The sequence below is a fragment of the Stenotrophomonas rhizophila genome (assembly GCF_003751305.1).
GTDB lineage: Bacteria > Pseudomonadota > Gammaproteobacteria > Xanthomonadales > Xanthomonadaceae > Stenotrophomonas > Stenotrophomonas rhizophila_B.
Window position 1 is genome coordinate 1691960 of sequence record NZ_RJKV01000001.1, and the last position, 25115, is coordinate 1717074.

General features: G+C 64.7%; 25 protein-coding genes. 9 read left to right on the plus strand and 16 right to left on the minus strand.

Annotated elements, in window-relative coordinates; genetic code table 11:
* Window positions 1-2: 2 nt before the first annotated feature.
* On the minus strand, window positions 3-1295 hold the full coding sequence (gene ptsJ / locus EDF74_RS07580) for a transcriptional regulator PtsJ (protein ID WP_123729490.1): 1293 nt from the start codon (window positions 1293-1295) through the stop codon (window positions 3-5).
* A gap of 88 nt (window positions 1296-1383) precedes the next feature.
* On the opposite strand from ptsJ, the gene EDF74_RS07585 reads away from it, so the two are divergent.
* From EDF74_RS07585 to EDF74_RS07595, 3 genes are read left to right on the plus strand one after another with little or no spacing between them, the layout of a single operon-like run.
* On the plus strand, window positions 1384-2166 hold the full coding sequence (locus EDF74_RS07585; protein ID WP_123729755.1) for a YggS family pyridoxal phosphate-dependent enzyme: 783 nt from the start codon (window positions 1384-1386) through the stop codon (window positions 2164-2166).
* Complete coding sequence (locus EDF74_RS07590; RefSeq protein WP_221180333.1) at window positions 2163-2900, plus strand: glutamine amidotransferase; 738 nt, start codon at window positions 2163-2165, stop codon at window positions 2898-2900. The genes EDF74_RS07585 and EDF74_RS07590 overlap by 4 nt, the downstream gene beginning before the upstream one ends.
* A complete protein-coding gene (locus tag EDF74_RS07595; RefSeq protein ID WP_123729491.1) occupies window positions 2897-3133 on the plus strand; it encodes a hypothetical protein in 237 nt (78 codons plus the stop codon). Before EDF74_RS07590 ends, EDF74_RS07595 begins: the two co-directional genes overlap by 4 nt.
* A gap of 43 nt (window positions 3134-3176) precedes the next feature.
* Here EDF74_RS07595 and EDF74_RS07600 read toward each other — a convergent pair whose 3' ends face one another.
* Window positions 3177-4079 (minus strand): AraC family transcriptional regulator, encoded by a 903-nt coding sequence (locus EDF74_RS07600; RefSeq protein WP_123729492.1) that lies wholly within the window; start codon window positions 4077-4079, stop codon window positions 3177-3179.
* Between the two features lie 158 nt (window positions 4080-4237).
* On the opposite strand from EDF74_RS07600, the gene EDF74_RS07605 reads away from it, so the two are divergent.
* Together EDF74_RS07605 and EDF74_RS07610 are read left to right on the plus strand one after the other, a co-directional pair.
* Complete coding sequence (locus EDF74_RS07605; protein WP_123729757.1) at window positions 4238-5308, plus strand: aldo/keto reductase; 1071 nt, start codon at window positions 4238-4240, stop codon at window positions 5306-5308.
* A 61-nt stretch (window positions 5309-5369) separates the two neighbouring features.
* Complete coding sequence (locus tag EDF74_RS07610; protein ID WP_123729493.1) at window positions 5370-6692, plus strand: chloride channel protein; 1323 nt, start codon at window positions 5370-5372, stop codon at window positions 6690-6692.
* Between the two features lie 53 nt (window positions 6693-6745).
* Here the strand turns inward: EDF74_RS07610 and EDF74_RS07615 are convergent, their stop codons facing one another.
* Together EDF74_RS07615 and EDF74_RS07620 are read right to left on the minus strand one after the other, a co-directional pair.
* Entirely contained in the window at window positions 6746-7732 is a 987-nt protein-coding gene (locus tag EDF74_RS07615) for an MDR family oxidoreductase (protein WP_123729494.1), read from the minus strand.
* 98 nt (window positions 7733-7830) lie between these two features.
* Complete coding sequence (locus EDF74_RS07620) at window positions 7831-8475, minus strand: TetR/AcrR family transcriptional regulator (protein WP_123729495.1); 645 nt, start codon at window positions 8473-8475, stop codon at window positions 7831-7833.
* Between the two features lie 127 nt (window positions 8476-8602).
* Between EDF74_RS07620 and EDF74_RS07625 the strand changes: the two genes are divergently transcribed.
* Complete coding sequence (locus tag EDF74_RS07625; protein WP_123729496.1) at window positions 8603-10885, plus strand: TonB-dependent receptor; 2283 nt, start codon at window positions 8603-8605, stop codon at window positions 10883-10885.
* 17 nt (window positions 10886-10902) lie between these two features.
* Complete coding sequence (locus tag EDF74_RS07630) at window positions 10903-11814, plus strand: tyrosine-protein phosphatase (protein ID WP_123729497.1); 912 nt, start codon at window positions 10903-10905, stop codon at window positions 11812-11814.
* Window positions 11815-11856: 42 nt separating this feature from the next.
* Here EDF74_RS07630 and EDF74_RS07635 read toward each other — a convergent pair whose 3' ends face one another.
* Together EDF74_RS07635 and EDF74_RS07640 are read right to left on the minus strand one after the other, a co-directional pair.
* Complete coding sequence (locus EDF74_RS07635; protein ID WP_123729498.1) at window positions 11857-12750, minus strand: S1 family peptidase; 894 nt, start codon at window positions 12748-12750, stop codon at window positions 11857-11859.
* 74 nt (window positions 12751-12824) lie between these two features.
* Window positions 12825-13292, minus strand: a complete 468-nt coding sequence (locus tag EDF74_RS07640) for a MarR family winged helix-turn-helix transcriptional regulator (RefSeq protein WP_260232206.1) — start codon at window positions 13290-13292, stop codon at window positions 12825-12827.
* 65 nt (window positions 13293-13357) lie between these two features.
* Here EDF74_RS07640 and EDF74_RS07645 point away from each other — a divergent pair, with 65 nt between their 5' ends.
* On the plus strand, window positions 13358-14851 hold the full coding sequence (locus EDF74_RS07645) for an FAD-dependent oxidoreductase (RefSeq protein WP_123729500.1): 1494 nt from the start codon (window positions 13358-13360) through the stop codon (window positions 14849-14851).
* A 73-nt stretch (window positions 14852-14924) separates the two neighbouring features.
* Here the strand turns inward: EDF74_RS07645 and EDF74_RS07650 are convergent, their stop codons facing one another.
* From EDF74_RS07650 to EDF74_RS18345, 4 genes are all read right to left on the minus strand, one after another.
* Window positions 14925-15605 carry a hypothetical protein gene (locus EDF74_RS07650; RefSeq protein WP_260232207.1) on the minus strand — a complete coding sequence of 227 codons (681 nt, stop codon included), beginning with the start codon at window positions 15603-15605 and terminating at the stop codon, window positions 14925-14927.
* A gap of 156 nt (window positions 15606-15761) precedes the next feature.
* The gene (locus tag EDF74_RS07655) at window positions 15762-16031 is read right to left on the minus strand and encodes a hypothetical protein (RefSeq protein ID WP_121037094.1); all 270 of its coding nucleotides are present in this window, start codon (window positions 16029-16031) and stop codon (window positions 15762-15764) included.
* Window positions 16032-16209: 178 nt separating this feature from the next.
* On the minus strand, window positions 16210-16401 hold the full coding sequence (locus EDF74_RS07660; protein WP_260232208.1) for a hypothetical protein: 192 nt from the start codon (window positions 16399-16401) through the stop codon (window positions 16210-16212).
* Window positions 16401-16619, minus strand: coding sequence for a hypothetical protein (locus EDF74_RS18345; protein ID WP_260232209.1), 219 nt, complete (start codon window positions 16617-16619; stop codon window positions 16401-16403). Before EDF74_RS18345 ends, EDF74_RS07660 begins: the two co-directional genes overlap by 1 nt.
* Before the next feature lie 66 nt (window positions 16620-16685).
* Here EDF74_RS18345 and EDF74_RS07670 point away from each other — a divergent pair, with 66 nt between their 5' ends.
* Window positions 16686-17444 (plus strand): EAL domain-containing protein, encoded by a 759-nt coding sequence (locus EDF74_RS07670; protein ID WP_428999149.1) that lies wholly within the window; start codon window positions 16686-16688, stop codon window positions 17442-17444.
* 16 nt (window positions 17445-17460) lie between these two features.
* On the opposite strand, the gene EDF74_RS07675 is transcribed toward EDF74_RS07670, so the two are convergent.
* From EDF74_RS07675 to EDF74_RS07700, 6 genes are all read right to left on the minus strand, one after another.
* On the minus strand, window positions 17461-18072 hold the full coding sequence (locus tag EDF74_RS07675; protein ID WP_123729502.1) for a TetR/AcrR family transcriptional regulator: 612 nt from the start codon (window positions 18070-18072) through the stop codon (window positions 17461-17463).
* A gap of 8 nt (window positions 18073-18080) precedes the next feature.
* Complete coding sequence (fabF, locus tag EDF74_RS07680; RefSeq protein WP_123729503.1) at window positions 18081-19358, minus strand: beta-ketoacyl-ACP synthase II; 1278 nt, start codon at window positions 19356-19358, stop codon at window positions 18081-18083.
* Window positions 19359-19394: 36 nt separating this feature from the next.
* Complete coding sequence (locus tag EDF74_RS07685; protein WP_123729504.1) at window positions 19395-22460, minus strand: efflux RND transporter permease subunit; 3066 nt, start codon at window positions 22458-22460, stop codon at window positions 19395-19397.
* Window positions 22457-23569, minus strand: a complete 1113-nt coding sequence (locus tag EDF74_RS07690) for an efflux RND transporter periplasmic adaptor subunit (protein WP_184997123.1) — start codon at window positions 23567-23569, stop codon at window positions 22457-22459. The genes EDF74_RS07685 and EDF74_RS07690 overlap by 4 nt, the downstream gene beginning before the upstream one ends.
* A 62-nt stretch (window positions 23570-23631) precedes the next feature.
* The gene (locus EDF74_RS07695) at window positions 23632-24261 is read right to left on the minus strand and encodes a TetR/AcrR family transcriptional regulator (RefSeq protein ID WP_123729505.1); all 630 of its coding nucleotides are present in this window, start codon (window positions 24259-24261) and stop codon (window positions 23632-23634) included.
* Window positions 24262-24474: 213 nt separating this feature from the next.
* Entirely contained in the window at window positions 24475-25107 is a 633-nt protein-coding gene (locus EDF74_RS07700) for a DUF4253 domain-containing protein (protein ID WP_123729506.1), read from the minus strand.
* Window positions 25108-25115 lie beyond the last annotated feature (8 nt).

A 25115-nucleotide genomic window follows, 5' to 3' on the forward strand; every position in this document is an offset into this window, starting at 1 on the left:
GCTCAGCCGGCCATCGCCTCGCCCAGATCCTTGGCGAAGCGTCGTGCCTCCGTGGCAGTGAGCGTTGCAGTGGTGATACGCAGCCCGTGCACGGGCATATTCACCGAGAACACCTCGCCGGCCCGCACCTGCCAGCCACGCTGGGCCAGGGCCATCACCAGCGGTTGGCTGTCCTGCTTCAACGGCAACCACAGATTCAACCCATCCATCGCCGCAGGCACCGCGACGCCTTCATCCTGCAACGCCTGGCGAAGCAGTTCCCGCCGCGCCTGGTAATCGTCCCCGGTCCGCTTCATCCGCGCAGCGACCCGCGGCGACCCCAGCGCCGCCGCCGCCGCGTCCTGCAACAGATGGCTTACCCAGCCAGTACCCGGCGCCATCCGCAGGCGCAGCCGTGCCGCCGTCTCGGCATCGCACCCGATCAGGGCCAGGCGCAGGTCCGGCCCCAGTGACTTGGACAGCGAGCGCACCAGTGCCCAGCGGCGGGTCGTTGGCGGAATCACGGCGTGATACGGCTGCCGGGACAACCATGCGAAATGGTCATCGACCAGCACCAGCACCTGTGGGTACCGTTCCAGCACCTGCCGCAGCGCGCGCGCACGGCGCCGGCTGAGGCTGGCGCCGGTCGGGTTGTGCGCCCGCGGGGTCAGCAGCACTGCCCGCGCGCCCGTCGCCAGGGCCTGCTCAAGTGCCTCGACCTGCATGCCCTCTTCGTCGGTTGCCACGGCCAGCGCGTCGTAACCGGCGGCACGCAAGGTATTGAGGCTGCCGAGGAAGCACGGATTCTCCACCGCCACTGGATCGTCAGCCACCAGCCAGCACGCCAGCACCCGCTCGATCGCGTCAACCGCCCCATGTGCCAGTTCCAGCGCATATCCGGGCGGACAATCACCGGCCAACTGTTGATGCGCGAGCGCGGCCAGGACCGGATCGATCGTCGGTGTGCCATACAGACGCGGCGACCGCGCCGGCAGCAGCGCGCGCAGATCCGGCAGGCAGCGCGGATCGGGATTGCCACTGGCCAGATCGTGCAGCGCCGAGCCCGGCTGCGTGCCTTCCTGCGCGCCTTGGCTGGGCCGTGCGCTGACTACCGTGCCACGCCGGCCCTGGGTCTGGGCCAGCCCTGCGGCATCCAGTCGTTTGTACGCGGACGCGACCGTGTTGCGGTTGATCCCCAGCGCGAGCGCGAGGTCACGGACCGGTGGCAGCAGCTGCCCGGGTGCCAACGCACCACTGAGCACCTGCTGACGGATGCTCTCGAACACCGCACTGGCGGTCTGGCCGATGATTTTCATTTTGTCCTATGCCAATATATCCATCGTCACGGGACAGTGTTGCATGTGCGCCGCCGCCGTGCAGCCGTCCCCGCCTCCGGAGCTGTTCATGCCCATTGCTGCCCCCACCTGGCCACAGGCCACCACCGTCGACGAGATCCGTCACAACCTCGCGGCGGTGCGCGAGCGCATCGCCCGCGCCTGCGCGCTTGCCGGCCGCGACCCGGCCAGCGTGCGACTGCTGCCGGTCAGCAAGACCGTCGACGAAGCCCGGCTGCGCCTGGCCTGGGACGCCGGTTGCCACGAACTGGGTGAGAACAAAGTTCAGGAAGCCCAGCGCAAAGCGGCTGCCTTGGCCGACCTGCCCGGCCTGCGCTGGTCGGTGATCGGCCATCTGCAGACCAACAAGGCACGCGACGTCGCGCGCTTCGCCAGCGAGTTCCAGGCACTGGACAGCCTGCGCGTGGCGCAGGCACTGGATCAGCGTCTTGAACTGGAGCAGCGCACGCTGGATGTGTTCGTGCAGGTCAACACTTCCGGCGAAGACAGCAAGTACGGCCTGGACCCGATCGAGGTCGCCGACTTCGTGCAGCAGCTGCCCGCCTTCTCCAACCTGCGTGTACGCGGCTTGATGACCCTGGCGCTGTTCTCATCCGACCCGGAACAGGTACGCCCGTGCTTTGCGCGTCTGCGCGAGCTGCGCGAACGGCTGCGCCCCACGCTGCCGCCGGGCATCCGCCTTGACGACCTTTCGATGGGCATGTCCGGTGACCTGGAGATTGCCATCGAGGAAGGCGCAACCGTCGTGCGCGTGGGCCAGGCCATCTTCGGCGCGCGCTCGACGCCGGACAGTTTCTATTGGCCAGCGCCTGCGACGGAGGGCGCGCCATGATGCCTGCTGCACGTCGCCACGCCGTGGCCATCCATCACGTCGCCTTCGAAGACAGCGGGACCCTGGCACCCTTGCTTGCCGAGCGCGGCTGGGCGCTGCAGCGCCTCCAGGCGGGCATCGATCCACTGGAGGCTGCCGAACATGCCGACCTGCTGATCGTGCTGGGTGGCCCCATCAGCGCCAATGACCGCGACAAATACCCGCACCTGGTTCGCTTGCAGTCGATGCTGCAGGATCGACTGTTGGCGCATCGTCCGACCGTGGGCATCTGCTTAGGCGCACAGCTGATCGCCCGCGCAATGGGTGCCACGGTGACGCCGATGGGCGGCAAGGAGATCGGCTTCGCACCGCTGTCGCTGACCGATGCCGGACTGGCGTCGCCGTTGCGCGCGCTGGTTGGAATCCCTGTCCTGCATTGGCATGGCGAGGGCTTCAGCCTGCCGGCCGGAGCAACGCGATTGGCGGCGACGGCCGCCTGCGCCCAGCAGGCCTTTGCCGTCGGCCGCCATACGCTCGCGCTGCAATGCCACCCCGAAGTGGACGCCACCCGCCTGGAAACCTGGCTGATCGGCCACGCCGACGAACTGGATCATGCAGGCATCGACCCACGCACCCTGCGCGAGCAGGCCCAGCGCTACGCCGCGCCGCTGGCGGCAGCCGCCCGCGATCTGTTCGGCAGCTGGCTGGATGCGTTGCCTGTTCGCACTGCCGACACTGAGAAGGCCCACGCATGAGCAGCTATCGTCTGATCGTTCATTGCCACGACCAACGCTGGGGGCAGTTCGACAGCGACGGTCCGCAGGCGCGTGAGCATCTTCTCGCCTTGGCCGCCCGGCTGCCCGGCGCCGAAGGGTTCCAGCTGCAGTGGCAGCAGGCCGTCGGCGAGCAGCGGCTGCTCCACAGCGGTCCGGATGGATTGAAGGTACTGAGCAGCCAAGCGCTCTATCGGGACATGCCCGCGCCCTGAGCCTGCAGAAAGAAGGTGGACGAGCCGCCGAAAGGCGGCGTGTTCAGTTGCGTACGCGCGATGCCCTGCTTTCCAGCCGCAGGCGGCCGGCATCCGTTGCCGGCGGCGCACCGAACAGCCGGGAATAATCCCGGCTGAACTGCGAGGGACTGTCATAGCCCACCGCATAGCCGGCATTGGCCGCCTCCATCCCGTCGCCCACCATCAGGCGCCTTGCTTCCTGCATGCGTAATTGCGTCCTGAAATCCAGCGGGCTCATCGCCGTGACGGCCCGAAAATGCTGGTGAAAGGTGGATCGGCTCATGCCCGCCACACGTGCCAGCTCTTCTACCCGGCAGGCGCCCGTGAAGTTCGCCCGGATCCATACAATCGCCCGGGCAATCTGCCCCTGCCGGCCGTCGGCCCGTGTCATCGCCTGCAGCACGCCACCATTCGGGCCGGTCAGCAGCCGGTACAGGATTTCCCGGACGACCAGGTCGCCCAGGGCCCGTGCGTCGTCCGGTGCATCCAGCAAGGCGACCAACCGGGTACACGCGTCCAGCAGCCCAGGCGTCATTGCAGTGAGAGTCAGACCCGCGGCGACCGCGCGCTCGCCAGCCGGTCGAGGGTGTTGCAGCGCAAGCTCACTCAGCAGTGCCGGATCCAGATCGAGTTGAAGGCTCAGATAAGGGTGCGCCGGCGTCGCCTCGATCACGGCGCCCATCACCGGCAGACCCACCGAGGCCATCAGGTAACTGGTGGGATCGTAGTGAAGCACGCTGGCGCCCAGCGTCGCGCGCTTGCGGCCCTGTGCCACGAAGCAGACGGTCGGCTCATAGATGACCGGCATCGGCATCGTCGGCGTGGCGCAGCGGATCAATCTCACCCCGGGCAGCACGGAGGCGAAGGTGCCATCCCTCGGCGCGTGCCGGGCGATGGCGTCACGGAACTGCGCCAATGAGGTCATGCCAAGGATCTCCGATCATGCGCTGGGCGACCCCATCATCCGTCGCATCCGGACGATCGTGCAAGCATTCCGGAGGACGTTGCTACCGGCCCGGCATGGGCTGCCGGAACAATGGGGCCACGCAGGCACCGCCCTGTCCCGCCATGGAGAACGCCCGCATGACCTCACCCACCTCGCTCGATCACTATCGCCTGCTGGGCCGCTCCGGCCTGCGCGTCTCGCCGCTTTCACTGGGCACGATGACCTTCGGCGCCGACTGGGGCTGGGGTGCAGACGACGCCGAGGCCCGGCGGATCTTCGATGCCTACCTCGACCGGGGCGGCAACTTCATCGACACCGCGGTCAACTACACCAACGGAGCCGCCGAGCAGATCCTCGGTCGTTTCGCCAAGGCCCAGCGCGACCGGCTGGTGCTGGCCACCAAATTCACGATGGCCCGCGATCCCACCAACATCAACGCCGGCGGCAACCATCGCTACAACCTGGTGCGCTCGGTGGAGACCAGCCTGCGCCAGTTGGATACCGACCGGATCGACCTGATGTACCTGCATGCGTGGGACTTCACCACCCAGCCGGACGAAGTGATGCGCGCACTCGACGATCTCGTGCGAGGTGGCAAAGTGCTGTACCTGGGCATCTGCAACACCCCTGCCTGGCGCGTGGCCGAACTGCAGACCCTGGCCGACCTGCGTGGCTGGGCCCCGTTGGTGGCGCTGCAGATCGAATACAGTCTGGTGGAACGCACGGTGGAACATGAGCTGCTGCCGATGGCGCAGGCCCTGGGCTTGGGTGTACTTCCCTGGTCGCCACTGGGCGGCGGCATCCTGACCGGCAAATACACGCGCGAGGATCTGTCCGACGAAAATGGCGCGGACGTGGCGAGCAGCCGCAAAGGCGTGATCGCATCGATCGGTCATCTCAACGAACGCTCATTGGCCATCGCCGAGGTAGTGGGTGAGGTGGCCGAGGAACTGGGAGTCTCCCGCTCGCAGGTGGCCATCGCCTGGACGCTTGCCAACCCGGCCGTGGTCTCACCGATCATCGGCGCACGCACCGTGGCGCAGGCAGAAGACAACCTCGGCGCGCTCACCGTGGTGCTGAGCGATGTGCAACTGAGACGGCTGGATGAGGCCAGTGCCCCGGCACCGATCTTCCCTGCACGCTTCATCGGGCGGCCCATGGCCCAGCAGTTGATCTTCGGCACCTCCACGCTCAACGGGCGACGGTAATCCATGGCGATCACCCAACCGACAGATTGAGTGAAAAAGCCTGCCAGACCCCCGTGAGACAATGTGGTTCATGACTTCACCGGACTCTCAACGCCCGCTCCTGTCCAGGGACGCGTGGAAGCGGCGTGCCGCGCTGTGGGGCGGCGCGGTAGCCGTCGCCCTGGTCGCGATCGTGTTCGCCAAGGCCAGCGACGCGGCCTTCCGGGTGTTCCAGTGGATCATCGCCCATTCGATCTGGTGGGCGCTGCTGGTGACGCCGGCGGTGTTCGCCCTGTTGGCATGGCTGACCAGTGGCGCACTCAAGCCGACGCGTGGCAGCGGGATTCCACAGGTGATCGCCGCACTGGACGTTGCCACGCCCGAGTTCCGGCGCGACAACCTCTCGCTGAAGGTATCGGCCGGCAAACTGGCGCTGACCACACTGTCCCTGCTCGGAGGTGCATCGGTGGGCCGTGAAGGCCCCACGGTGCATGTCGGTGCCAGCCTGATGTACATGTTCGGGCGCTGGTTCGGCTTCCGTGACCCGAAGGAGCTGTCGCATTTCCTGCTGGCCGGCGGCGCAGCCGGTATCGCCGCCGCGTTCAATACACCGCTGGCTGGCATCGTGTTCGCCATTGAAGAGCTCAGTGGCCGCTTCGAGCACCGTTTTTCAGGCACGTTGCTCACTGCCGTCATCGTCGGGGGCGTGGTGTCGCTGGGCCTGCTCGGCAACTACACCTACTTCGGCAAAGTAAGTGCCACGCTCCCGTTGGGGCAGGCATGGCTGGCGATCCTGGTGTGCGGCACGGTCGCAGGCCTGCTCGGTGGCGTGTTCGCCAAGGCGGTACTGCTCACCATGGAGGGCCGACCGCGATGGCTGGGCAGGCTGCGCCAGCGGCACCCGGTACTGCTGGCCACCCTGTGCGGACTTGCGTTGGTGCTGCTCGGTGCCGCCTTCGGCGCGGGTGCGTTCGGTACCGGCTACGAGCAGGCCAGGGGACTGGTCCAAGGCGGCGCAACCGTCGGTCACGAATTCGGCCTGATGAAACTTCTCGCCAATCTGGTGTCGTACGTTGCCGGCATTCCGGGCGGATTGTTCTCGCCCGCACTGGCCGTTGGTGCCGGGCTGGGACACAACCTTGCCGCCATCATGCCGTCCGTCGATGAGCGCATCTTTGTCCTGCTCGGCATGTGCGCCTATCTGACCGGGGTGACCCAGGCCCCGCTGACCTCTGCGGTCATCTCGCTGGAACTGACGGACAGCAGCGACATGCTGCTGCCCATTCTGGCGACCGTCCTGATTGCGCGCGGCGTCTCCGGGCTGGTCTGCCGCGTGCCGATCTACAAGGCCATGGCCGAACAGCTGGTCAAGCAGCTACCGGGCCCCCACCCGCCTTCGGCCTAGCGCACTGGCGAGAGGCTGGAACCAACGCCCCTCGCCAGCGTCCGGCGGCAGGATCACGCGTTGACGTCGACCACCGTGCGGCCCTGCACACGCCCCTGCAGCACCTGCTCGGCCAGTGCCGGCACCTCGGCCAGGCCGATCATCTGCGTGGTGCGGGCCAATTTGCCCAGATCCAGATCGGTGGCCAGCCGCGTCCAGGCCTGCTCTCGCGCAGCGTAGGGCGCATTGACCGAATCAATGCCCGCCAGGGTCACGTTGCGCAGGATGAAGGGAAGGACGGAGCCCGGCAGATCCGCGCCCTGGGCCAAACCAAATGCAGCCACCACGCCGCGATAGCGGGTCTGCGCCAGCACATTGGCCAGGGTGTGGCTGCCCACCGCATCGATCGCACCGGCCCAGCGCTCCTTGGCGATCGGGGCTCCGGCCTCGGAAAGCGTCGCGCGGTCGATGATCTCCGCCGCGCCGAGTTCCTTGAGATAGGCCGATTCCTCCAGTCGGCCGGTTGACGCGACGACCCGGTAACCCAGCGTGGAGAGCAGCGCGATCGCAATGGACCCGGCACCGCCATTGGCGCCCGTGACCAGAATGTCGCCCTGCCCCGGTGACACGCCGCCATGCTCCAGCGCCAGCACCGAGAGCATCGCGGTGTAACCGGCGGTGCCGATGGCCATTGCTTCCTGGCTGGAAAACGCAGCGGGCGTTTTCACCAGCCACTCGCCCGGTACACGCGCCTTCTGGGCATAGCCGCCATGATGGGTCTGGCTCAAGCCCCAGCCGTTGACCAATACACGGTCGCCCGGCGCGAAACCGGGATGAGTGGAGGTTTCGACCACACCGGCCAGATCGATGCCGGGGATCAGCGGGAAGGTGCGGATCACCGGCGAACGGCCGCTCAGCGCCAGCGCGTCCTTGTAATTCACCGTGGAGTACTCCACGGCAACGGTGACGTCGCCGGGCATCAGGTCCTGCTCGGTCAGGTCGACGACGCCGGCACTGATGGCGTCACCGCTTTTGGTCGCAAGAAGGGCGTTGAAGGTCATGGGATCTCCGGTTCGGGTGCATGAGGGGCATTGCAGACCGGACCAGTGTGCGTACGGCGCTGTACCGTCCTGTTAAATCACCCTGATCGGCGGGTACCTCATTCGTCCAGTACGCTCGCAATCGCGCGCGCGAGCACGCCCCGCACGGTGTCCGCCGCAAGGTATGGATCGCGCACTGCGCGCATCGCCAGCCCCTCGACCAGCAACCGCATCAGCAACGTACGCCGTTCCAGATCGGCGTCCTCCGGCGTGCGCCCACGCGCGATGTCGTGCTGCCGAAGCCAGCCGGTAATGGCCTCGCTGGTCTGCCTGTCGTGCCGGCGCAGCACCTGCGCGACCACCGGATCGCGGTGCGCTTCAGCGGTGATCTCCGCATACAGCGCGACATTGGCGATCGCGTTGCCACGGGTTTCCAGCGTCTCCCCGCGCGCCCACAGCTGGTAGCAACGCAGGAGTCCGTCAACCAGATCGGCCGCCGCCGGCATGTGGCCGATTGCGTCCTGGTCGTAGGCGAGCTGTCGTTCGATCAGCGCCAGGATCAGCGCACGTTTGTTCTCGAAGTAGCGGTACATCAGGCCCTGGCTGATCTCCGCCTCTGCGGCGATGTCACTGATCGAGCCGGCATGGAAGCCGCGGGCGATGAAACAGCGTTGCGCGGCGTCCAGGATCCGCTGGCGCTGCGCTTCGGCACGCACGGCTGCAGCGTCTTCGGCAGGGGTGCCGGAAAGGGGGGTAAGCGTCATTGCTCGTCGTAGATGGCGTCCAGTTGAGGGGTGATGGTACGACACGCAGAGGCTGAATGAACGGTCATTCATCTGTCATTTTGCGCGCACAGACTGCGCCGGCCCCCTCCTCCCGTGAACGAACCCGATGCGCCACGCCCAGCTGCACCGCCGCCTGTTAGCTCTTGCCATCGCTACCGCCCTGCCCGGCCTCGCCGTGGCCAATGACGTCACCACTGTCGCCACCGCCGATACCGCCGCCCGCGATGTGGTCGCGCTGGACCAGGTGGTCGTCACCGCCCAGAAGCGTGCTACCAATCTGCAGGACACCCCTATCTCCGTGTCTGTGGTGGATGCCGAAGCGCTGAAGGACCGCAGTGCGATCTCGATCGGCAGCCTCTCCGATGGCTCGATCCCCTCACTGCGTGTCACCCCCTTCGCCACTCGCAGCTCGGCGCTGAACATCGGCATCCGCGGGATCGGTGCCTCCGGTGACGCCAACCAGCCGGCGCGCGATGCCGGCGTCGGCGTGTATGTCGATGGCGTGTTCATGGGCCGCGCGCAGGGCCTGGGAAGCATGCTGTATGACGTAGAGCGCATCGAGGTGTTGAAGGGCCCGCAGGGCACCCTGTTCGGCCGCAACACCGAAGGCGGTGCGATCAGCATCGTCACCAGACCGCCCACCGGCGAGTTTGGCGGCAGCGTCAGCGCCGGCGTCTCCAACTACAGCGGCTACACCACCGGGCTGCATCTGGACCTGCCGAAGGTGGGCGATGTGAGCTTCAAGATCGACGCCGTGCAGGCCAAGCGCGGCGGTACCACCGACAACCCGATGCGCGGTGAGCGCGACTTCAACAGCTACGACAAGCGCGGCGCACGCTTCAGCGCGCTGTGGCCGCCCAGCGATGATTTCTCCGCGCTGTATGCCTTCGACCGCTCCTACGATGCCACCACGCCGTACCACACCCAGTTGCTGGTGCCGGGCGCCTACGTGAGCCCGCTGCAGAAAGCCGGCGCCAGCGAGGATCGACGCGATTCCGCCATCCTCGGTGGCCCGCAGGAAGACAACATCGGCCGTACCAGCGGGCATCTGCTCAACCTTGGTTGGACCCTGAGCGACAGCCTGGAACTGAAGTCGATCAGTTCCTACCGTGAACTGACCCAGGGCCAGTTCGACATGGGTCTGGTCGACGCGATCTCCGCCTATGGCGGCCCCAACACGCCGTTCGGCCGCTACAGCCTCGCCCAGGTCTACCAGCACCAGTACAGCCAGGAATTCCAGCTGATCGGCACCACCTCGCAGGTGCAGTTCCTGGCCGGTGCCTTCTACTATCACGAAACCGCCGGCGACAACGCGCAGACACCCAACATGCTGCTGTGGGGCCCGGGCGGCAACAGCTACACGCTCAACCCGGCCACCAACCCCTTGAACCTGGGCAACGTGCGCATCGACCGCGCCAGCAAGGCGTGGACGGACAGCCTCGGCATCTTCGGCCAGGCCACCTGGACGCCGGCCTCGCTCGAACGCCTGCACCTGACCGCCGGTGGCCGCTATACGCGCGATGACAAGAAGGGCAGCCTGTACATCGTCAATGGGGCGGCTAAAGACCTCGCCTTCGATGATGCATGGGGCCGCTTCGATCCGATGGTGAACATCGCCTACGATCTCGGCGAGAACGCCATGGTCTATGCAAAATACAGCACCGGGTTCAAGGCAGGCGGTGCCAACTCGCGCTCGACAACCTATACCGCCTTCGCGCCCGAAGAGGTGACGGCGATCGAGCTCGGGCTCAAGTCGCAGTTCTGGGACAACCGCGCGCGCCTGAACCTGGCCCTGTTCGATTCGAAGATCGAACACAAGCAGATGGATTTCTCGCTGCCGTTCGATCCCAACAGCGGCGAAACCCGCACCACGATGGTCACCACCAACGCACTCAGCAACGGCACCTCGCGCGGTGCGGAGCTGGAGTTCAACGTGATGCCGGTGGACAACGTCACCGTGGGGTTGAACTACGCCTACACCCGCATCGATGCGCAGAGCGCGGTCGACCCGTTCGGCGCCGGCGTGCAGGTCACGGTGCAGCCATTGCTGGCGCCGAAGAACGCCGGCAGCGTGTCGCTGGACTATCTGGTGCCGTTCGCCAACTTCTCCGCGCTGAAGTTCCACCTGGATGGCAACTGGTCCGATGGGTACTACACCAGCGAGTACGACCAGATGCTCACCGACAGTTCCTTCATCGTGAACGCCCGTGTCGCCCTGATCGACGTCCCCCTCAACAGCACGGGCTCGACCATGGCCGTCTCACTGTGGGCGCGCAACCTGCTGGACGAAGAGCACCTGTTCTACAAGCTCAACAACGCCTCACTGGGCCAGAGCGGGATCTTCAATGACCCGCGCACCTATGGCCTGGACGTCACCGTCACCTTCTGATCGCCCTGGAGATCCTGATGCACCTGCGCCGCACCCACCTTGCCCTTGCCGTTGCCCTCAGCCTGCCGATGCTCGCTGGCGCCGGCCTCGCACTGGCCCGCTCGCCCGTCACCGATACCGCCGCCGCGCCCACCACTGCGGCAAGCGCCAACGTGCAGCCGGTTGCCGCCGATGCGCAGCGCGTCATCCCGCTCCAGGGCGCCTGGAACACGCGTACCTTTGCGGGCCTGCAAGGCAGCCATGGCCCGATCCCGGCCAGCGCCTTCGTGCGCACCTCGGACCTGGGCCGTCTGACTGCGGCCGACCGCGACGCACTCGCCGCTGCCGGTGTCACGCTGGATATCGACCTGCGTACCGCCGATGAGCAGGCGCAGTCGCCTGACCTGCTGGCCAGCGACGCGCGCTTCGCCTACCAGCGCACCTCGCTGATTGGCACCGAGAAGATGGACCTGCAGAAAATGATGACCACCTTCCCCGACTCGCTGGGCGCAGCCTATGTGCAGTGGCTGGATCACAGCCAGCCGCAGTTCAAGCAGGTCTTCCAGCGCATTGCCGCCGAGCGCGACGGCACCGTGCTGTTCCACTGCACCGCGGGCAAGGACCGCACCGGCATCATCGCCGGGCTGCTGCTGGACCTGGCGGGCGTGTCCCGGGCGGACATCGTGCACAACTATGCGATTTCCGCGCACTACCTCGAAGGCCAGCCCAAGGACAGCGCGATGAACGCGCAGATCATGGAGCTGATCAAGCAGAACCCGGAGATCGGCAGGAAGATGGCCGGCATGTCCGGCACCGCGCCAGAGAACATGGCGATGTTTCTCGCCGCTCTGCATGCGCAGTACGGCGGTGCCGAGGGCTATCTGAAGTCCATCGGCGTCAGCGAGGCGGAGATCGATCAGTTGAAGGTGCGGTTGGGTCAGGCGGGCTGATCTGACCAGCGTGTCGCGTGTCGGCCACGGATGGCCCACACGTCACGCGCTGCATGGCGCATGCCGGCGCTCGCCACTGGCAGGACGTGCAATCGGCTGGATCGAACCCACTGCGGTTGTCTGCGCCGGTTCGGCCATGATGCGCTCGATCCAGTCACGATAGTGATTCACACGCACATTGCAGGTGACCTGCCCATAGCGCCCGGGCCGGGCGGTCAGCACATTGCCCTGGACGACCTTCCACGCGCCCTGCCCGGCCAGCAGCCACTGACCATTGCGCTCGATGAGCACGGGGCCACCGCTGTCGCCGTTGCCCAGCACGCCTTCCAGGGGCAGCGCTTGCGGCGGTTCGTCGAAGACATAGCAGAGCCAGCGGTCGTAGGCACTGGTGATCGTGTTGAACGCGCGCCGCAGCTCGGTGCGATTGGGGCCGCTGGGAGAATGCCCGGTGGCGCCCGTCCCCGTAGCCCCCTTTCCCAGAATCTTCGCGATCTGACCGGCCTCGTCGGTGCCACTGTAAATGGCCACAGGCGCAACGTCGGTCACCGGCGCCTTCAGCCTGATCAACGCAACATCGTCGCCCGATGCAAGGAACACAACGATCAACATTGCCTCGCCACTGGCCATCGCCTGATCGATCAATGTCTGTGGCAGCGTCCTGTAGCCGGGATGGACGACAACGCGCTCAACGTCCCGGGCCGTTCCGTTGATCACTACCTGCTTGAGGTCGGCATGCATCGGCAGCGTGTGCGCGGCCGTCAGCACCCATTGTGGTGCGATCAGCGCGCCGTGACCCTCGCCGGGCATGTCCACGAGTGCGGGAAACTCGGTAGCGGGAGCGCGATACTTCGCATCATCCACGTCATGCCGGATGACGATGGCATGGGCAGTTGAGGACACGGCGAGCAGCACCCCGAGTAACAACAATCGCTTCATATGTGATGCCTTGTGAGGTTCCGACAGCGGGATCAGATGCCGGGCGCGGCACCGCAGGCTGGCCGGGTGTGCCGTTACGGCTCACGCTCACGGGATTCCAGCGCGCCGGCGAACTTTGCCATCAATCGCACCAGCTCCGATACGTCCTGCGCGGACCATGAGGCGAAGATCTCCCGTCCGATCCGCTCGCGGGCCGCGTCCAGCCGGTCCGTCATGTCTTTGCCTTTCGGCGCGATGGTCGCCTCGCGGATGCGGCGGTCTTCTGGATTGCCGCGACGCGTGACCAGTTCCATCGACGCCAGTTTGGCGACCTGGCGACTGATGGTCGTGTAATCGCGGCCCAGCCGGTCGGCCAGATCCACCACCCCGATCGGGCCGACCCGCTCGATCATCACCAGCAGTCGGAACAGCGCCTGGTCCAGCTTCAGGCCGGCGGCCTGGATCAGCATTTCATCATTGCGCGGGCGGTTCATCACGCTGGCAAGGCTGACCATGGAGAGGTGCAGCGACTTCAGCTCGGCCGAATTATGTGTATCTTGCACCTTCTTTTTCACGGGCATAGCATCTCCTCCAAGTACGTGCATATTACACACAGCTGGAGCGAGGCATGAGCAACAACCTTGATGTAGTGATCTGTGGCGCTGGCGCTGCCGGCCTCACCCTGGCCATCGAACTGGCTCGCCGCGGCGTGGCATTCCGGCTGCTGGAGCAGCGTGACCGACCCTTCCACGGCTCACGCGGCAAAGGTATCCAGCCGCGCAGCCAGGAGGTCTTCGAGGACATGGGCATCGTCAATCAGCTGTTCGCGGCGGGCGGGGCCTACCCTGTCTCCCGATCACATCACGCCGATGGCACCCATACGGACACGGTCATGGTGGAGGCGTCGCCCGCCACACCCGCCGAACCCTATCGGCGGCCGCTGATGGTGCCGCAGTTCCTGACCGAGTGCGTGATGCGCGACCGCCTCGCGGCGCTGGGGCACCGGGTCGACTTCGGGCATGCACTGATCGGTTTCGAGCAGGACGCCGATGGCGTGACCCTGCGTCTTGCCACGTCTCTGGGCGAGCAGACGCTCCGCACACGCTATCTGATCGGCGCTGACGGCGGCCGCAGCATCGTGCGTCACGCACTCGATATCGGTTTCCCCGGCAAGACCCTGGGCGTGCGTGCAGTGGTCGCAGACATCGTGCTGCAAGGGCTGCCACGCGATGCCTGGCACACCTTCAACGAAGAGGACATGGCGCGACGTATCTCGCTGTGTCCTTTGATGGGAACCGCGTTGTTCCAGCTACAGGCCCCGGTTCCCTTGGAGGGCGAGGTGGATCTCTCGGCAGCGGGCCTGGCGGCCATGGTACGTGAGCGCACCGGGCGCGATGACATTGCGGTTCTGGACCTCGAGTGGGCCTCGGCGTACCAGATGAACGCCCGACTCGCCGACCGTTACCGCGTCGGCCGGGCCTTCCTCGTCGGCGACGCCGCCCACACGCATCCCCCCACCGGCGGACAGGGGCTCAACACCAGTGCCCAGGATGCCTACAACCTGGGATGGAAGCTGGCCGCCGTGCTGCAGGGGGCACCGCAGACCCTGCTGGAGACCTACGAAGAAGAGCGCCGCCCTGTTGCAGCCGCGATGCTTGGGCTGGCGACGAAACTGCTCGACCACGCCCGCCGCGGCGACAATCGACGCGGCCGGGAGGTCCAGCAGCTCGATCTCGGGTACGCGGACGCATCGCTCTCGCTAGCGGGCGAGCCCCGTACCGGACGCATCACCCCTGGCAGCCGCGCCCCCGACGCCCCGTTGCAGGGTGCGGGTGGGCAGCCAATGCGCTTGTTTGAGGTGCTGCGCGGTACGCATTGGACGTTGCTTGGTTACGAAGCCACACGCGCCGATGCACCGGCGCGGAAGGGCTTGCACGTGCACGTGATCGGCCAGTGCGGCGATCTGTGGGATACGCAGGGACACTTCGCCGGTGCTTATGGCCTGCAGCCGGGCGAGTGGGTACTGGTGCGGCCGGATGGTTATGTCGCCGCCGTTGTCCACGAGCAGCAGATCGAGACGCTGAGCGCGCATTTCGACGGGTTGATGCCGCCGCGCCGATAGGACAACCGCACACGGGACGGCATCGGTCAGCGGTGTGCGTCATCCAGCTGATCGCGCGATGAGCTGCTCTTTATTACTTGCGAGCGGAACGTGCGCCGCTTGCTTCGCTGTCCTGCGCAGCCTCACGGCTTTTCGCGAAATCCGGGAAGGTTTCTGCTATCGATGCGTTATCGGGCAGGACATAGAACACACCGCCCCGCTCGAAGGTGGAACGGATGACCTGTTCGTAGAATCCTGGCGAGACATTGATGCAGCCGTGCGTCACGCGGTTGTCGTCGGGCGAAGGCGATGCGAGGCGTTCGGCGCGCTTCTCGGCCGGCACGCCGATAGCGGTCGGGTGAATGGAGACGGCGGACTCGTAGTCCACCCAGAGCACGCGCCCCGCGTCGATCGACGGGCCGTAACCGCCCACGAAGCGACCTGCAGGTGTCGTGCGGTCCCGCCCCGGAATCTCGCGAAGCGCGAGCCCGGCAACACCGGGAGCGGTATGGTCGCCGGTCGCCGAGCCAAACAGACCGGACGCCGCGCCGCGAAGCCGGCCGTTGCCATCAAACACCAGCACCTGCGCCGCCGCTTTGTCCATGATCGCGAACGGATAGCCTTGCGCATCCTTGCTTGCGACCACCCAGCCGGCAAGCTCGATCACCGTCTCGGACACCTCTTGGCCTTGCGGCAGCTCGTCAACCGCAGCCGCCGGCGGCGCGGCCGCATCCTCAGCGCCAGCGGTGCCGATACTTGCAAATGCCAACGCCATTGCCAACGCACCAGCAAGGGCACGGTTCACGGGGTATGGGTGCGTACGAATGGGACACTTCCTTTCAATGCAGACGGTACCGCCAAAGGAAACCAGCGGCCTGCATCGGCCACTGGTCCCTGATTCAGACGTTCCTCACCAATGGTGCAGGAGCGATCAACCGCGCGGCTTGCGGCGAGGTGCCTGTTCCAGCTGCTGGACGCGGCCTTCAATCTGATCCAGACGCTGGTTGGCCTGCTGTGCGGATTGATTGGCGGACTCGGCGCTCTGGGCCGCGCCCTGCACCTTCGTATCGAGTTGATCAAGGCGTGAGTTGATCGTTGCGAACTCGTCCTTGTACGTGGCGCAGGAACTGAGGCCTACGGTAGCGATGATTGCCACAGCCAGCGTACGCGCCGTCGTCATTTGTTTTGTGGTCAGAAACATTGCAGTGCCTCCTTTGTCTGGGGTGTTCGGACTATAGCGGCGTTTTCGCCAGCGCCATGACCGGCATTCAGTTGAAGCTGGGAGACGTAGAGGGAGTGTGATGACGGCTTGCCGCGGGCGTGATACAAGACGCAGCGTTGCGCTCGAGGCGGAAGTCAGGACGGGGCAGCTTGCTGGATCAGCACTGCGCCTGCGCAGCGACCGCCGAATCGATGGCCGCAGCGTCGGCAGCCGTGACATAGGCAAGCACCGCCGCGGACGCCAGCAGGCCCGCACTGGCCAGAAATGAAAAAGCCAAGCCGACGCTATCCAACAACAACCCGCCGAGGGTCGATCCGAGCGCGGTCGAACACTGCACCACCGCGACCATCAACCCGCCACCGCCTCAGCGTTGTCGGTAAATGGCCAGAATCCTCCGATCACTACGCCAATCAGCGCACGGCCGATCATGTAGACCGCCAGGCCGGATACCGCCATCAACGCGGTGAGCGTCAGAAGCACCGCTCGCCTGTTCAGGTTCCCGGCCACCGGGAAATCGACAGGCTGGTCAGCACCGCGACGACCCCCGAGATGGGGCGGCGTCGACATGGCCGTGATGGGCGTCGGCTATCCTTATCACCGTCACCAGAACACGGAATAAACCGCATGGCGTCCATCGATGTGCGCGCTGGATGTGCCCTTTGTCGCGATGCGAATCCGCTGCAGTTCGACTTCAGTTACGCATTCCAGCCCATCGTGGATGTTCATGCACGAAAGGTGTTCGCACATGAAGCGCTGGTGCGCGGCCCTGCCGGGGAACCCGCAAGTTCGGTACTGTCACGTATCACCGCGGACAACCGCTATTCGTTCGACCAGGCCTGTCGCGAGAAGGCGATCCGGATCGCTGCGTCGTTGAATCTACCGTCCCATCTTTCAATCAATTTTCTGCCCAATGCAATCTACCGGCCCGAGGTGTGCATCCGCTCTACGCTTCAGGCCGCGGATCGGCACGGCTTCCCGGTTGAGCGAATCATCTTCGAGACCGTTGAGGGAGAGCAGGTCAGCGATGGAAAATGGCTGGCTGAGATCCTGAGTGAATACAAACGGATGGGCTTCAAGACCGCGATTGATGATTTCGGTGCCGGGTTTGCCGGGCTGAACCTGCTGGCCGATTTCCAGCCGGACATGGTCAAGCTGGACATGGCGTTGATCCGGGGCATCGACCAAAGCGCGTCACGCCGTGCCATCGTGGCCGGCGTGGTATTCATGTGCGGGCAATTGGATATCGATGTGATTGCTGAAGGTATAGAAACCGGTGATGAGGCGAACTGTCTGTCCGATCTCGGCATCCGGCTGATGCAAGGCTACTGGTTCGGCCGCCCGCAGTTCGAGGGCGCTGCGCGGGAAGCCGACATACCCATGCATCCTGCATGAGGAGTGGGCTCCCTGCTCACCTGACGCGTAGGTCGCAGGCGCGTAGGAACAGCGCGGTCGTTGCATGACTGTCAGACGCTCGCCTGCGCCCCTGAGGCAAGCCATGCTCTGCAAGAAGGAGGCTGACAAACCGCTCCCCGTCGCCGGAGCAGGTCGAGCCGACAGAAACGCGCTCAAAGGCCTTTTCCGCCAGATCGAGATACGGTTCCAGCACCGTGCTCCAGCGTTCCCTGTAAAGGTCGATGCCAGGACCGGAGCGCAACAACGATCTGCAGAATGCCAGACACGAGGGGTTGGCGGCCAATCGTTCAATGCCACCGGCGATGCACATCAACGCGTCGCCAAGATCGGTGCCTGCAGGCAGGCTGAGCTCGCCTGACGTCATGGATGCCAGATGACCGTCCATGACTGATGTGTAGAGACGCTCCTTATCACGATAGTGGGCATAGATCGTCACTTTGGTGACACCACAGAGGCTGGCGATTCGCTTCATCGTGGTGTGCTCAAAGCCCTCCTCCGCGAAGACGGTACCGGCCGCGTCCAGGATGCACTGCCGGCTCTCCGCCCTCGCCCGCTTCCAGCGCAACGCGGTTTTGCTTGGGAAGGTGGGTGACTCACCCGTGCTCATAGACCTGTTCACAGGCGCCGGAATACTGCACTGGCATTCACGCCACCAAAGCCAAAACCATTGGTCAGCGCAAACGTCATGCCGGCATGACGGGGTTCCCCGGTGACGATTGACAGCCCTTCCGCCAAGGGATCTGGGCTGAGGAGGTTGAGCGTCGCTGGCGCGACCTGATCGCGCAGCGCGAGCACGGTGAAAATGGCTTCGATGCCGCCAGCCGCCCCAAGCAGGTGGCCCGTGCTGGACTTGGTGGCAGAGATCAGAAGATCGGGGCGGAAACCAAACAGCGCCCGCACCGCCGCAAGCTCCGCCCGATCACCCACCTGGGTGGACGTCGCATGCGCATTGATGTGATCAACCTGATCCGGCGTGATACCCGCCTGCGCCAGCGCAATCTCCATCGCCCGCCGCGCGCCGCTGCCGTCGTCGGGGCCGGCCGTCAGATGGTAGGCATCAGAGGTTGTGCCGTAGCCAACCAGTTCGGCAAGCGGCTTGGCGCCACGCGCCAGGGCGTGGTCCAGGCGCTCGATCACCAGCAACCCTGCCCCTTCGGACATGACAAACCCGTCCCGCTGTTCATCAAAGGGGCGAGATGCAGCACGGGGCGTGTCGTTGAACGACGTGCTCAGTGCCTTGGCAGCCGCGAAGCCGCCCAGGCTGACCCGGTGCATCGCGGCCTCCGCCCCACCGCACAGCGCGATGTCCGCCTCTCCGGCCCGGATGAGGCGCGCTGCGTCTCCGATCGCCTGGACGCCCGCTGCGCACGCCGTCACGGGCGCGCCCTGCGGGCCCTTGAACCCGTAACGGATCGACGCCTGCCCCGCCGCCATGTTGGCCAGGAAGGTCGGCGCGGTGAAGGGCGACAGCCGGCCAGGCCCACGGCTTTCGGTGGTGTGGACCGCATTGACGATGGATCCGAAGCCACCGATGCCCGTGGCAATCACGGTCGCCGTGCGCAGCAGCCCCTGCTCGTCGGCGTCACGCCACCCCGCCTGCTCCAGCGCTTCATGGGCCGCGACCAGCGCGAACTCAACGAAGCGATCCATCTTCTTGAGATCTTTCGGCGCGATGATGCCGGTGCAATCAAAGCCCGCCTCCGGGTCTTGAACGCGGTCAGGCACCCGTCCACCGACTTCGCAGCCGGTTCCCGCGGAGAGATCAGCACTCAGCGACCCGATGCCGGAGCGCCCGGCCAGTAGGCGCGACCAGACGGTCTCGACCCCGCAGCCGAGTGGGCTGACCACGCCCATTCCGGTCACCACGATGCGGTCCTTGTCAGCAATGCTCATGAATCACTTCCCATATAAAAGAGGTCCGGGCCAATATCAGGCAACGGGGGTCTTCTCCGCTCGGACCTTGAACCAGATGGCATACATCGCCGGAAGGAAGACCAGCGTCATCACCGTGCCGGCGATGGTGCCGCCGATCAACGTGTAGGCAAGCGTTCCCCAGAACACCGAATGGGTCAGCGGAATGAAGGCAAGCACCGCAGCCAATGAGGTCAGGATCACCGGGCGCGCTCGGTGAACCGTCGCCTCGATGATGGCGTGGAAGGTCTCCATTCCTGTCTCTTCGTTCTCGTGGATCTGCCCGATGAGGATGAGCGTGTTGCGCATCAAGATGCCTGACAAGGCAATCAACCCCACCAGCGCGTTGATGCCGAACGGCTGCTGGAACAACAGCAGGGTTGGCACCACGCCGATCAGCCCCAACGGACTGGTCATGAAGACCATGATCATTGCCGAGATGGACCGCACCTGCAGGATGATGATCAGCAGCGTTACCGCCAGCATGATCGGGAACAGCGGCAGCATGGCGCTCATTGCCTTGCCTGATTCCTCGATGGACCCGGCCTGGGCAATGGCGTAGCCCTCGGGCAGCGAGGCAATGAAGGGTTCAAGCTGCTTGCTGATCGCTGCCGATACGTCCGGTGGCTGCAACGCATCGTCAATGTCACCGCGCACGGTGATCGTGGGCACCCGATCACGGCGGCGCAGCACCGGCTCTTCCATCCGAACCTCGACCGAGCCGATCTGGGACAGCGGCACGCGCTGGCCAGCAGCCCCGACCAGGGTGAAGTCCGCAATCCGGGCAGGATCCAGGCGCGTGTCCCCGCCTGACCGAGCAACAACCTCGACGGTGCGGATGTCCTCACGCACGGCAGTGATCGGCACCCCGCTCAGGAAGAACTGCAATTGCTGTGAGACGGATGCCGACGTCATCCCCATCGCCTGCAGACGGTCCTGATCAAGCGTGAAGTGCAGCGTCGGCGTGCGCACGCCCCAATCGGTATTCACAGTGCGCATCATCGGGCTGGCGTGCAGGGTCTGCTCGACCTTGGCCGCAATGCCCCGAATGACGTCCGGATCCGGACCACTGACACGGTAGGCCACCGGATAGGGCGAGTAAGGCCCAAACACCAGCTGGGTCACGCGCACCCGCGCCTCAGGCGCCAAGCCCTCGGCCACGGCCTGACGGAGCTTGGCTTTCAGTGCATCGCGCTGTTCCTGGCTGTCGGTGCGAACCACAATCTTGGCAAACGCCGGGTCCGGCAGTTCCGGGGAAATGGCGAGGTAGAACCGGGGCGCGCCCTGACCGATGTAGGCCGTGACGATCTTCGCTTCTTCCTGCCCAGCGAGCCATTGCTCCACCTTTCTGGTGGCCAGGTTGGTCTGTTCGATCGCCGTGCCGTAGGGCATCTGCACTTCGACCAACACCTCCGGGCGATCGGAAATGGGGAAGAACTGCTTTTTCACCAGCCCCATGCCCACCACAGCAAGCACGAACAGGCCGATCACCGAACCCGCCGCAAGCCACTTGCGTGCAATCACGCGCGCCAGGATCGACCGGAAGCGGTTGTAGCGCGGCGTGTCGTAAAGACTGCTGTGCCCCCCTTCCACGGTCTTGAGTTCAGGCAGAAGCTTCACGCCCAGGTACGGCGTAAAGAACACCGCCACTACCCACGACACGATCAGCGCAATGCCCACGATCCAGAACATGTTGCTGGTGTATTCGCCAGCGGTGGACCGTGCAAAGCCATTGGGCATGAAGCCCACCGCAGTCACCAAGGTGCCAGCCAGCATCGGCGCTGCCGTATGGCTCCACGCGTAGGCCGATGCCTTGACCCGGCTGTAACCTTCTTCCATCTTCACGACCATCATTTCGATGGCAATGATCGCATCGTCTACCAGCAGACCCAGTGCCAGGATCAGCGAGCCGAGCGTGATGCGGTCAAAGTTCTTGCCGGTTGCGGCCATGACCATGAACACCGCAGCCAGCGTCAGCGGCACGGCCGCCGCCACTACCACCCCCACTCGCCACCCCATGCTGACAAAGCACACCAGCATCACCACCAGCAGCGCGGCGAAGAACTTCATCATGAACTCGTCGACCGACGCGCTGATGTTCACGGCCTGATCGGTGACCTTGTCCAGTGCCATGCCCACAGGAAGCCCGTCATTGATCTTCTTGACCTCCGCGTCGAGGGATTCACCAAGATCCAGGCCATTCCAGCCGTCACGCATGACGATACCCAGCAGCATGGCCGGCTCGCCGCCGTTGCGGATCATGAAGGTCGATGGATCCTCATAGCCCCGCTTGACGGTGGCAATGTCCTGCAATTTGAGGGTCTTTCCCTGTGCAACGATGGGCGTATCGCGAATCTTGTCCAGCTGATCCAGTGCGCCATCGAGGCGAATGAAGATCTGTGGACCCTTGGCCTCGACCGAGCCTGCGGGGGTCAGGGCATTCTGTCCGTTCAGCGCTCCGAAGACCTCCTGTGGCGTGATACCGAGGTTCGCCAACCGCTCGTGGGACAGCTCCACATAGATGCGCTCGGATTGCTCACCGATGATGTTGACCTTTTTCACGCCAGGAACGTGCAGCAATCGCTGACGCAGCGTCTCGGCATCACGCGCAAGCAGGCGGAACGGCTCACCCTTCGCTTTCAGTGCAAACAGAGCGAAGGTGACGTCCGCATATTCGTCGTTGACCATCGGGCCGATCACGCCTGCGGGCAGGTTCGCCGCTTCGTCATCCATCTTTTTGCGCGCCTGGTAGAACTCCTCCTGCACCTCCGAAGGCGGCGTGCCGTCCTGCAACGTCAGCGTGGTGAAGGACAGCCCAGGCCGCGTGTAGGTTTCGCTGCGGTCATACCAGCGAAGCTCCTGCAATCGCTTTTCCAGCTTCTCGGCGACCTGGGCCTGCATTTCCGTGGGCGTGGCACCCGGCCAGGCCGTCACGATGGTCATGACCTTGACCGTGAACGCAGGGTCCTCAGCGCGGCCGAGCTGGAAGAAGGACACGATGCCGGCCACGGAGATCAGAAAGATCAGGAAAACAGTGATGGCGCGCTCGCGCACCGCAAGCGCCGACAGATTGAACCCACTCACTGATGGGCTCCGTTTGCAGCGGTACTCTTGGCGCTGTCAGCCAGGCGAACCACCTGCCCTTCGCGGAGCATATGTGCGCCAAGCGCCGCCACGCGATCAGAGGCCTTCAATGCGCCTTCGACCAAGGCGTGATCATCGCCCAGCTGCTTGACGGCGACCGGCGTCCAACGGGCTTTGAGCGGCTCACCGTTGATCACCCATACGCCGGTTCCGGTGCCAGGATCGAACAGCGCGCCCAGCGGAACCTCAACTCCGGCCGAGACGCCGACAGCTGCGGCGCCTGCAAGCTCTACGGCCACCGTTGAACCCAGCGGCAATGGGGTGTTGCCCTCTCCCAGCGTGTAACGGGCTTCGAAAGTTCGGGTGGCAGGGTCTGCCGATTGAGAGAGCACGCGCAACCGTGCCGGGATCTTGCCGCTGCCCCCGAACGAGGATGCTGAGGCCACAGAGCCGATCTGGGGACGAAGCGTCTCTGGAAGCTGAACAACCGCTTCCCTGCTCCCAGCACGGGCAAGCCGGGCGACGATCTGCCCCGCCGCCACCACTTGGCCGGGCTCGGCAGAGATGGACATCACCACCCCATCGGCATCGGCAACGAGCGCGGTGTATTGACTGGCATTACGCGCTACCCGGGCTTGCGCTTCGGCCGCTTTAAGCTGCGCTGATGCTGCATCTGCCGCCGCCTTGATCTGATCATAGGCCGACCGGGACACGACACCCTTGGCGGCCAGATCGCGATACCGCGCTTCGTCGGCAATGGCCTGAACGCTCTGCGCACGGGCCGCAATCACCGCTTGCTGCTGAGAGGCCGCTGCCAAGTTCAGATCGATCGGATCAATCCGGTAAAGCACATCGCCACGCTTGACCGTTTGCCCGGTCTCGACGAGGCGTTCAGTGATCTTGCCACCCACTCGGAAAGCGAGATCGCTCTGCACCCGCGCGGCGATGGTCCCCGTAAACGTGCGTGCATTTCCGGCGCCCGCTTGGACCTGGGCAAGCCGGACGATGGGGGGCGCGGTGCGGGGGTCGATGTCGTCCGACGTGCCGCAGGCCACAAGGAACAACGGAGCAACGCAGGAGATGGCTAGGACTACAAAACGGCGACGCATACGGCCTTCCGGAGTGGGGTATCCGGACGCATTCTGTTCCTAGTGACCGTTTTCGTCAATAGTCACCCCCGTTGGGGTGAAAGGCTCCTGAGAACCAGCTCCTGCAGGGCGGTGGGCGATTCTTCGTGCATGACCGACAGGTGTGGAAGCGTCACCGGATTCAGATACGGGACCAGGATCTGGTACACCGCGCGACTGGTCTGATCGAGCGGTGTCTGGTTCTCAAACGCCCCGGAGGCGCGGCCATCTTTTAAAATGACCTCGACAAGCTGCCGGATGCGGCCTTGGTAGGCCTGGGTCGACGGCCATCGATCCGTCGCGGCCGCCACAGCGATTTCATAGAGGCGGCGATCCTGGAGAAACAAGCGAAGACTGGCCTCCACGATGGCGGTGAAGAGCACCCGCAGCCGATCCGGCGCAGCGTCTACTCCCTGCAAGGCCGCATGCACATCGCTTTCGATCTGGGCGAGGCAATTGGCGCAGATGACCTCCCCGATCGCCTGCTTCGAGGCAAAGAACTTGTAGATGTAGGCCTTGGAGAAGCCAATGGCTTTGGCCAGGTCCGAGACCGTGGTCTTGTCGTAGCCGTAATGGCTGAAATGCGCGGTGGCAGCCTCGATGATCTGCGTGCGCACGTCGTGCTCAGCGGGGCCGCGCCCGGCGTCCAGTGCTGTGGAGGGTGAAATAGACATCGGGCAAGGGTAGCGCCGTGTGCCGATGCGGGCAAACAGTGACCATTCGAGTATGGGTTCACCCTCGCCAGGCAATGCACCCCGCTCACACTGCAACGTGTCCGGCGTCCTTCTTCCATGTCCACTCCCGGCCAGAGGCAGTCATTCACAGCAGACACTCAGGCCCAGCCGCGGAGTGGCTTCGATTTACATGAACTGTCAGGTACAGCGCGACTAGTCCCACCAAAGGAAGATCGCTCCTTCCTGCTTGACCGCCGCCTGAAGCGACACAATGTCACCGACCCCTTGGTCAACGATATCTGGACAGAATTCGTAAAGCCCTTGGGAGAATTCTGGAAGATCCACTGGAATGGACTTGAGCTTGAGTTGAACGGTGTCGGTCTCAGCTTGCCAGATATCAATCCCGAATTGAGAGTCCCACCGTCTCAGCTCCTCAATGATCTGATCGGTGGTCTTGTCATAGTTGACAGCATCCGTAGCTGCCAGGCGGACGATGTCAAACTGGTCTTGACCTGGTGCTATGACAAGTTCAGCACCCTTGATCTTTGGGTTATCGAGGTTGTTGGTTGTTCCAATAAAGGCGACGTAGCCGGAAGGCACCTGTACCCGGATCGATTCAAGGAGCTTCTCTGCACTCTCGACAGGCACAATTACGGAATACCCACCACTTCGCTTTTTCCTGCCAAAGTCAGTTGTCCAATAGTCACGGACGTTTGACTTTGTAACAGCGGCGAGCAGCGCTTGCGGCGACCCCTGAGTCGGCGTTGTCGTACCGACGCATGAATTCGACCCTAATGCTGCAAGAAGGAATACAAGCATCCGTCCAATGGCTGAGTATTGTTTCATGTTGCTTC

What these genes read in the sequence shown, in the direction of transcription:
- ptsJ (WP_123729490.1), bottom strand. Translation starts at nt 1,295, where the DNA reads ATGAAAATCATCGGCCAGACCGCCAGTGCGGTGTTCGAGAGCATCCGT.
- EDF74_RS07585 (WP_123729755.1), top strand. Translation starts at nt 1,384, where the DNA reads ATGCCCATTGCTGCCCCCACCTGGCCACAGGCCACCACCGTCGACGAG.
- EDF74_RS07590 (WP_221180333.1), top strand. Translation starts at nt 2,163, where the DNA reads ATGATGCCTGCTGCACGTCGCCACGCCGTGGCCATCCATCACGTCGCC.
- EDF74_RS07595 (WP_123729491.1), top strand. Translation starts at nt 2,897, where the DNA reads ATGAGCAGCTATCGTCTGATCGTTCATTGCCACGACCAACGCTGGGGG.
- EDF74_RS07600 (WP_123729492.1), bottom strand. Translation starts at nt 4,079, where the DNA reads ATGACCTCATTGGCGCAGTTCCGTGACGCCATCGCCCGGCACGCGCCG.
- EDF74_RS07605 (WP_123729757.1), top strand. Translation starts at nt 4,238, where the DNA reads ATGACCTCACCCACCTCGCTCGATCACTATCGCCTGCTGGGCCGCTCC.
- EDF74_RS07610 (WP_123729493.1), top strand. Translation starts at nt 5,370, where the DNA reads ATGTGGTTCATGACTTCACCGGACTCTCAACGCCCGCTCCTGTCCAGG.
- EDF74_RS07615 (WP_123729494.1), bottom strand. Translation starts at nt 7,732, where the DNA reads ATGACCTTCAACGCCCTTCTTGCGACCAAAAGCGGTGACGCCATCAGT.
- EDF74_RS07620 (WP_123729495.1), bottom strand. Translation starts at nt 8,475, where the DNA reads ATGACGCTTACCCCCCTTTCCGGCACCCCTGCCGAAGACGCTGCAGCC.
- EDF74_RS07625 (WP_123729496.1), top strand. Translation starts at nt 8,603, where the DNA reads ATGCGCCACGCCCAGCTGCACCGCCGCCTGTTAGCTCTTGCCATCGCT.
- EDF74_RS07630 (WP_123729497.1), top strand. Translation starts at nt 10,903, where the DNA reads ATGCACCTGCGCCGCACCCACCTTGCCCTTGCCGTTGCCCTCAGCCTG.
- EDF74_RS07635 (WP_123729498.1), bottom strand. Translation starts at nt 12,750, where the DNA reads ATGAAGCGATTGTTGTTACTCGGGGTGCTGCTCGCCGTGTCCTCAACT.
- EDF74_RS07645 (WP_123729500.1), top strand. Translation starts at nt 13,358, where the DNA reads ATGAGCAACAACCTTGATGTAGTGATCTGTGGCGCTGGCGCTGCCGGC.
- EDF74_RS07650 (WP_260232207.1), bottom strand. Translation starts at nt 15,605, where the DNA reads ATGGCGTTGGCATTTGCAAGTATCGGCACCGCTGGCGCTGAGGATGCG.
- EDF74_RS07655 (WP_121037094.1), bottom strand. Translation starts at nt 16,031, where the DNA reads ATGTTTCTGACCACAAAACAAATGACGACGGCGCGTACGCTGGCTGTG.
- EDF74_RS07660 (WP_260232208.1), bottom strand. Translation starts at nt 16,401, where the DNA reads ATGGTCGCGGTGGTGCAGTGTTCGACCGCGCTCGGATCGACCCTCGGC.
- EDF74_RS18345 (WP_260232209.1), bottom strand. Translation starts at nt 16,619, where the DNA reads ATGTCGACGCCGCCCCATCTCGGGGGTCGTCGCGGTGCTGACCAGCCT.
- EDF74_RS07675 (WP_123729502.1), bottom strand. Translation starts at nt 18,072, where the DNA reads ATGAGCACGGGTGAGTCACCCACCTTCCCAAGCAAAACCGCGTTGCGC.
- fabF (WP_123729503.1), bottom strand. Translation starts at nt 19,358, where the DNA reads ATGAGCATTGCTGACAAGGACCGCATCGTGGTGACCGGAATGGGCGTG.
- EDF74_RS07690 (WP_184997123.1), bottom strand. Translation starts at nt 23,569, where the DNA reads ATGCGTCGCCGTTTTGTAGTCCTAGCCATCTCCTGCGTTGCTCCGTTG.
- EDF74_RS07695 (WP_123729505.1), bottom strand. Translation starts at nt 24,261, where the DNA reads ATGTCTATTTCACCCTCCACAGCACTGGACGCCGGGCGCGGCCCCGCT.
- EDF74_RS07700 (WP_123729506.1), bottom strand. Translation starts at nt 25,107, where the DNA reads ATGAAACAATACTCAGCCATTGGACGGATGCTTGTATTCCTTCTTGCA.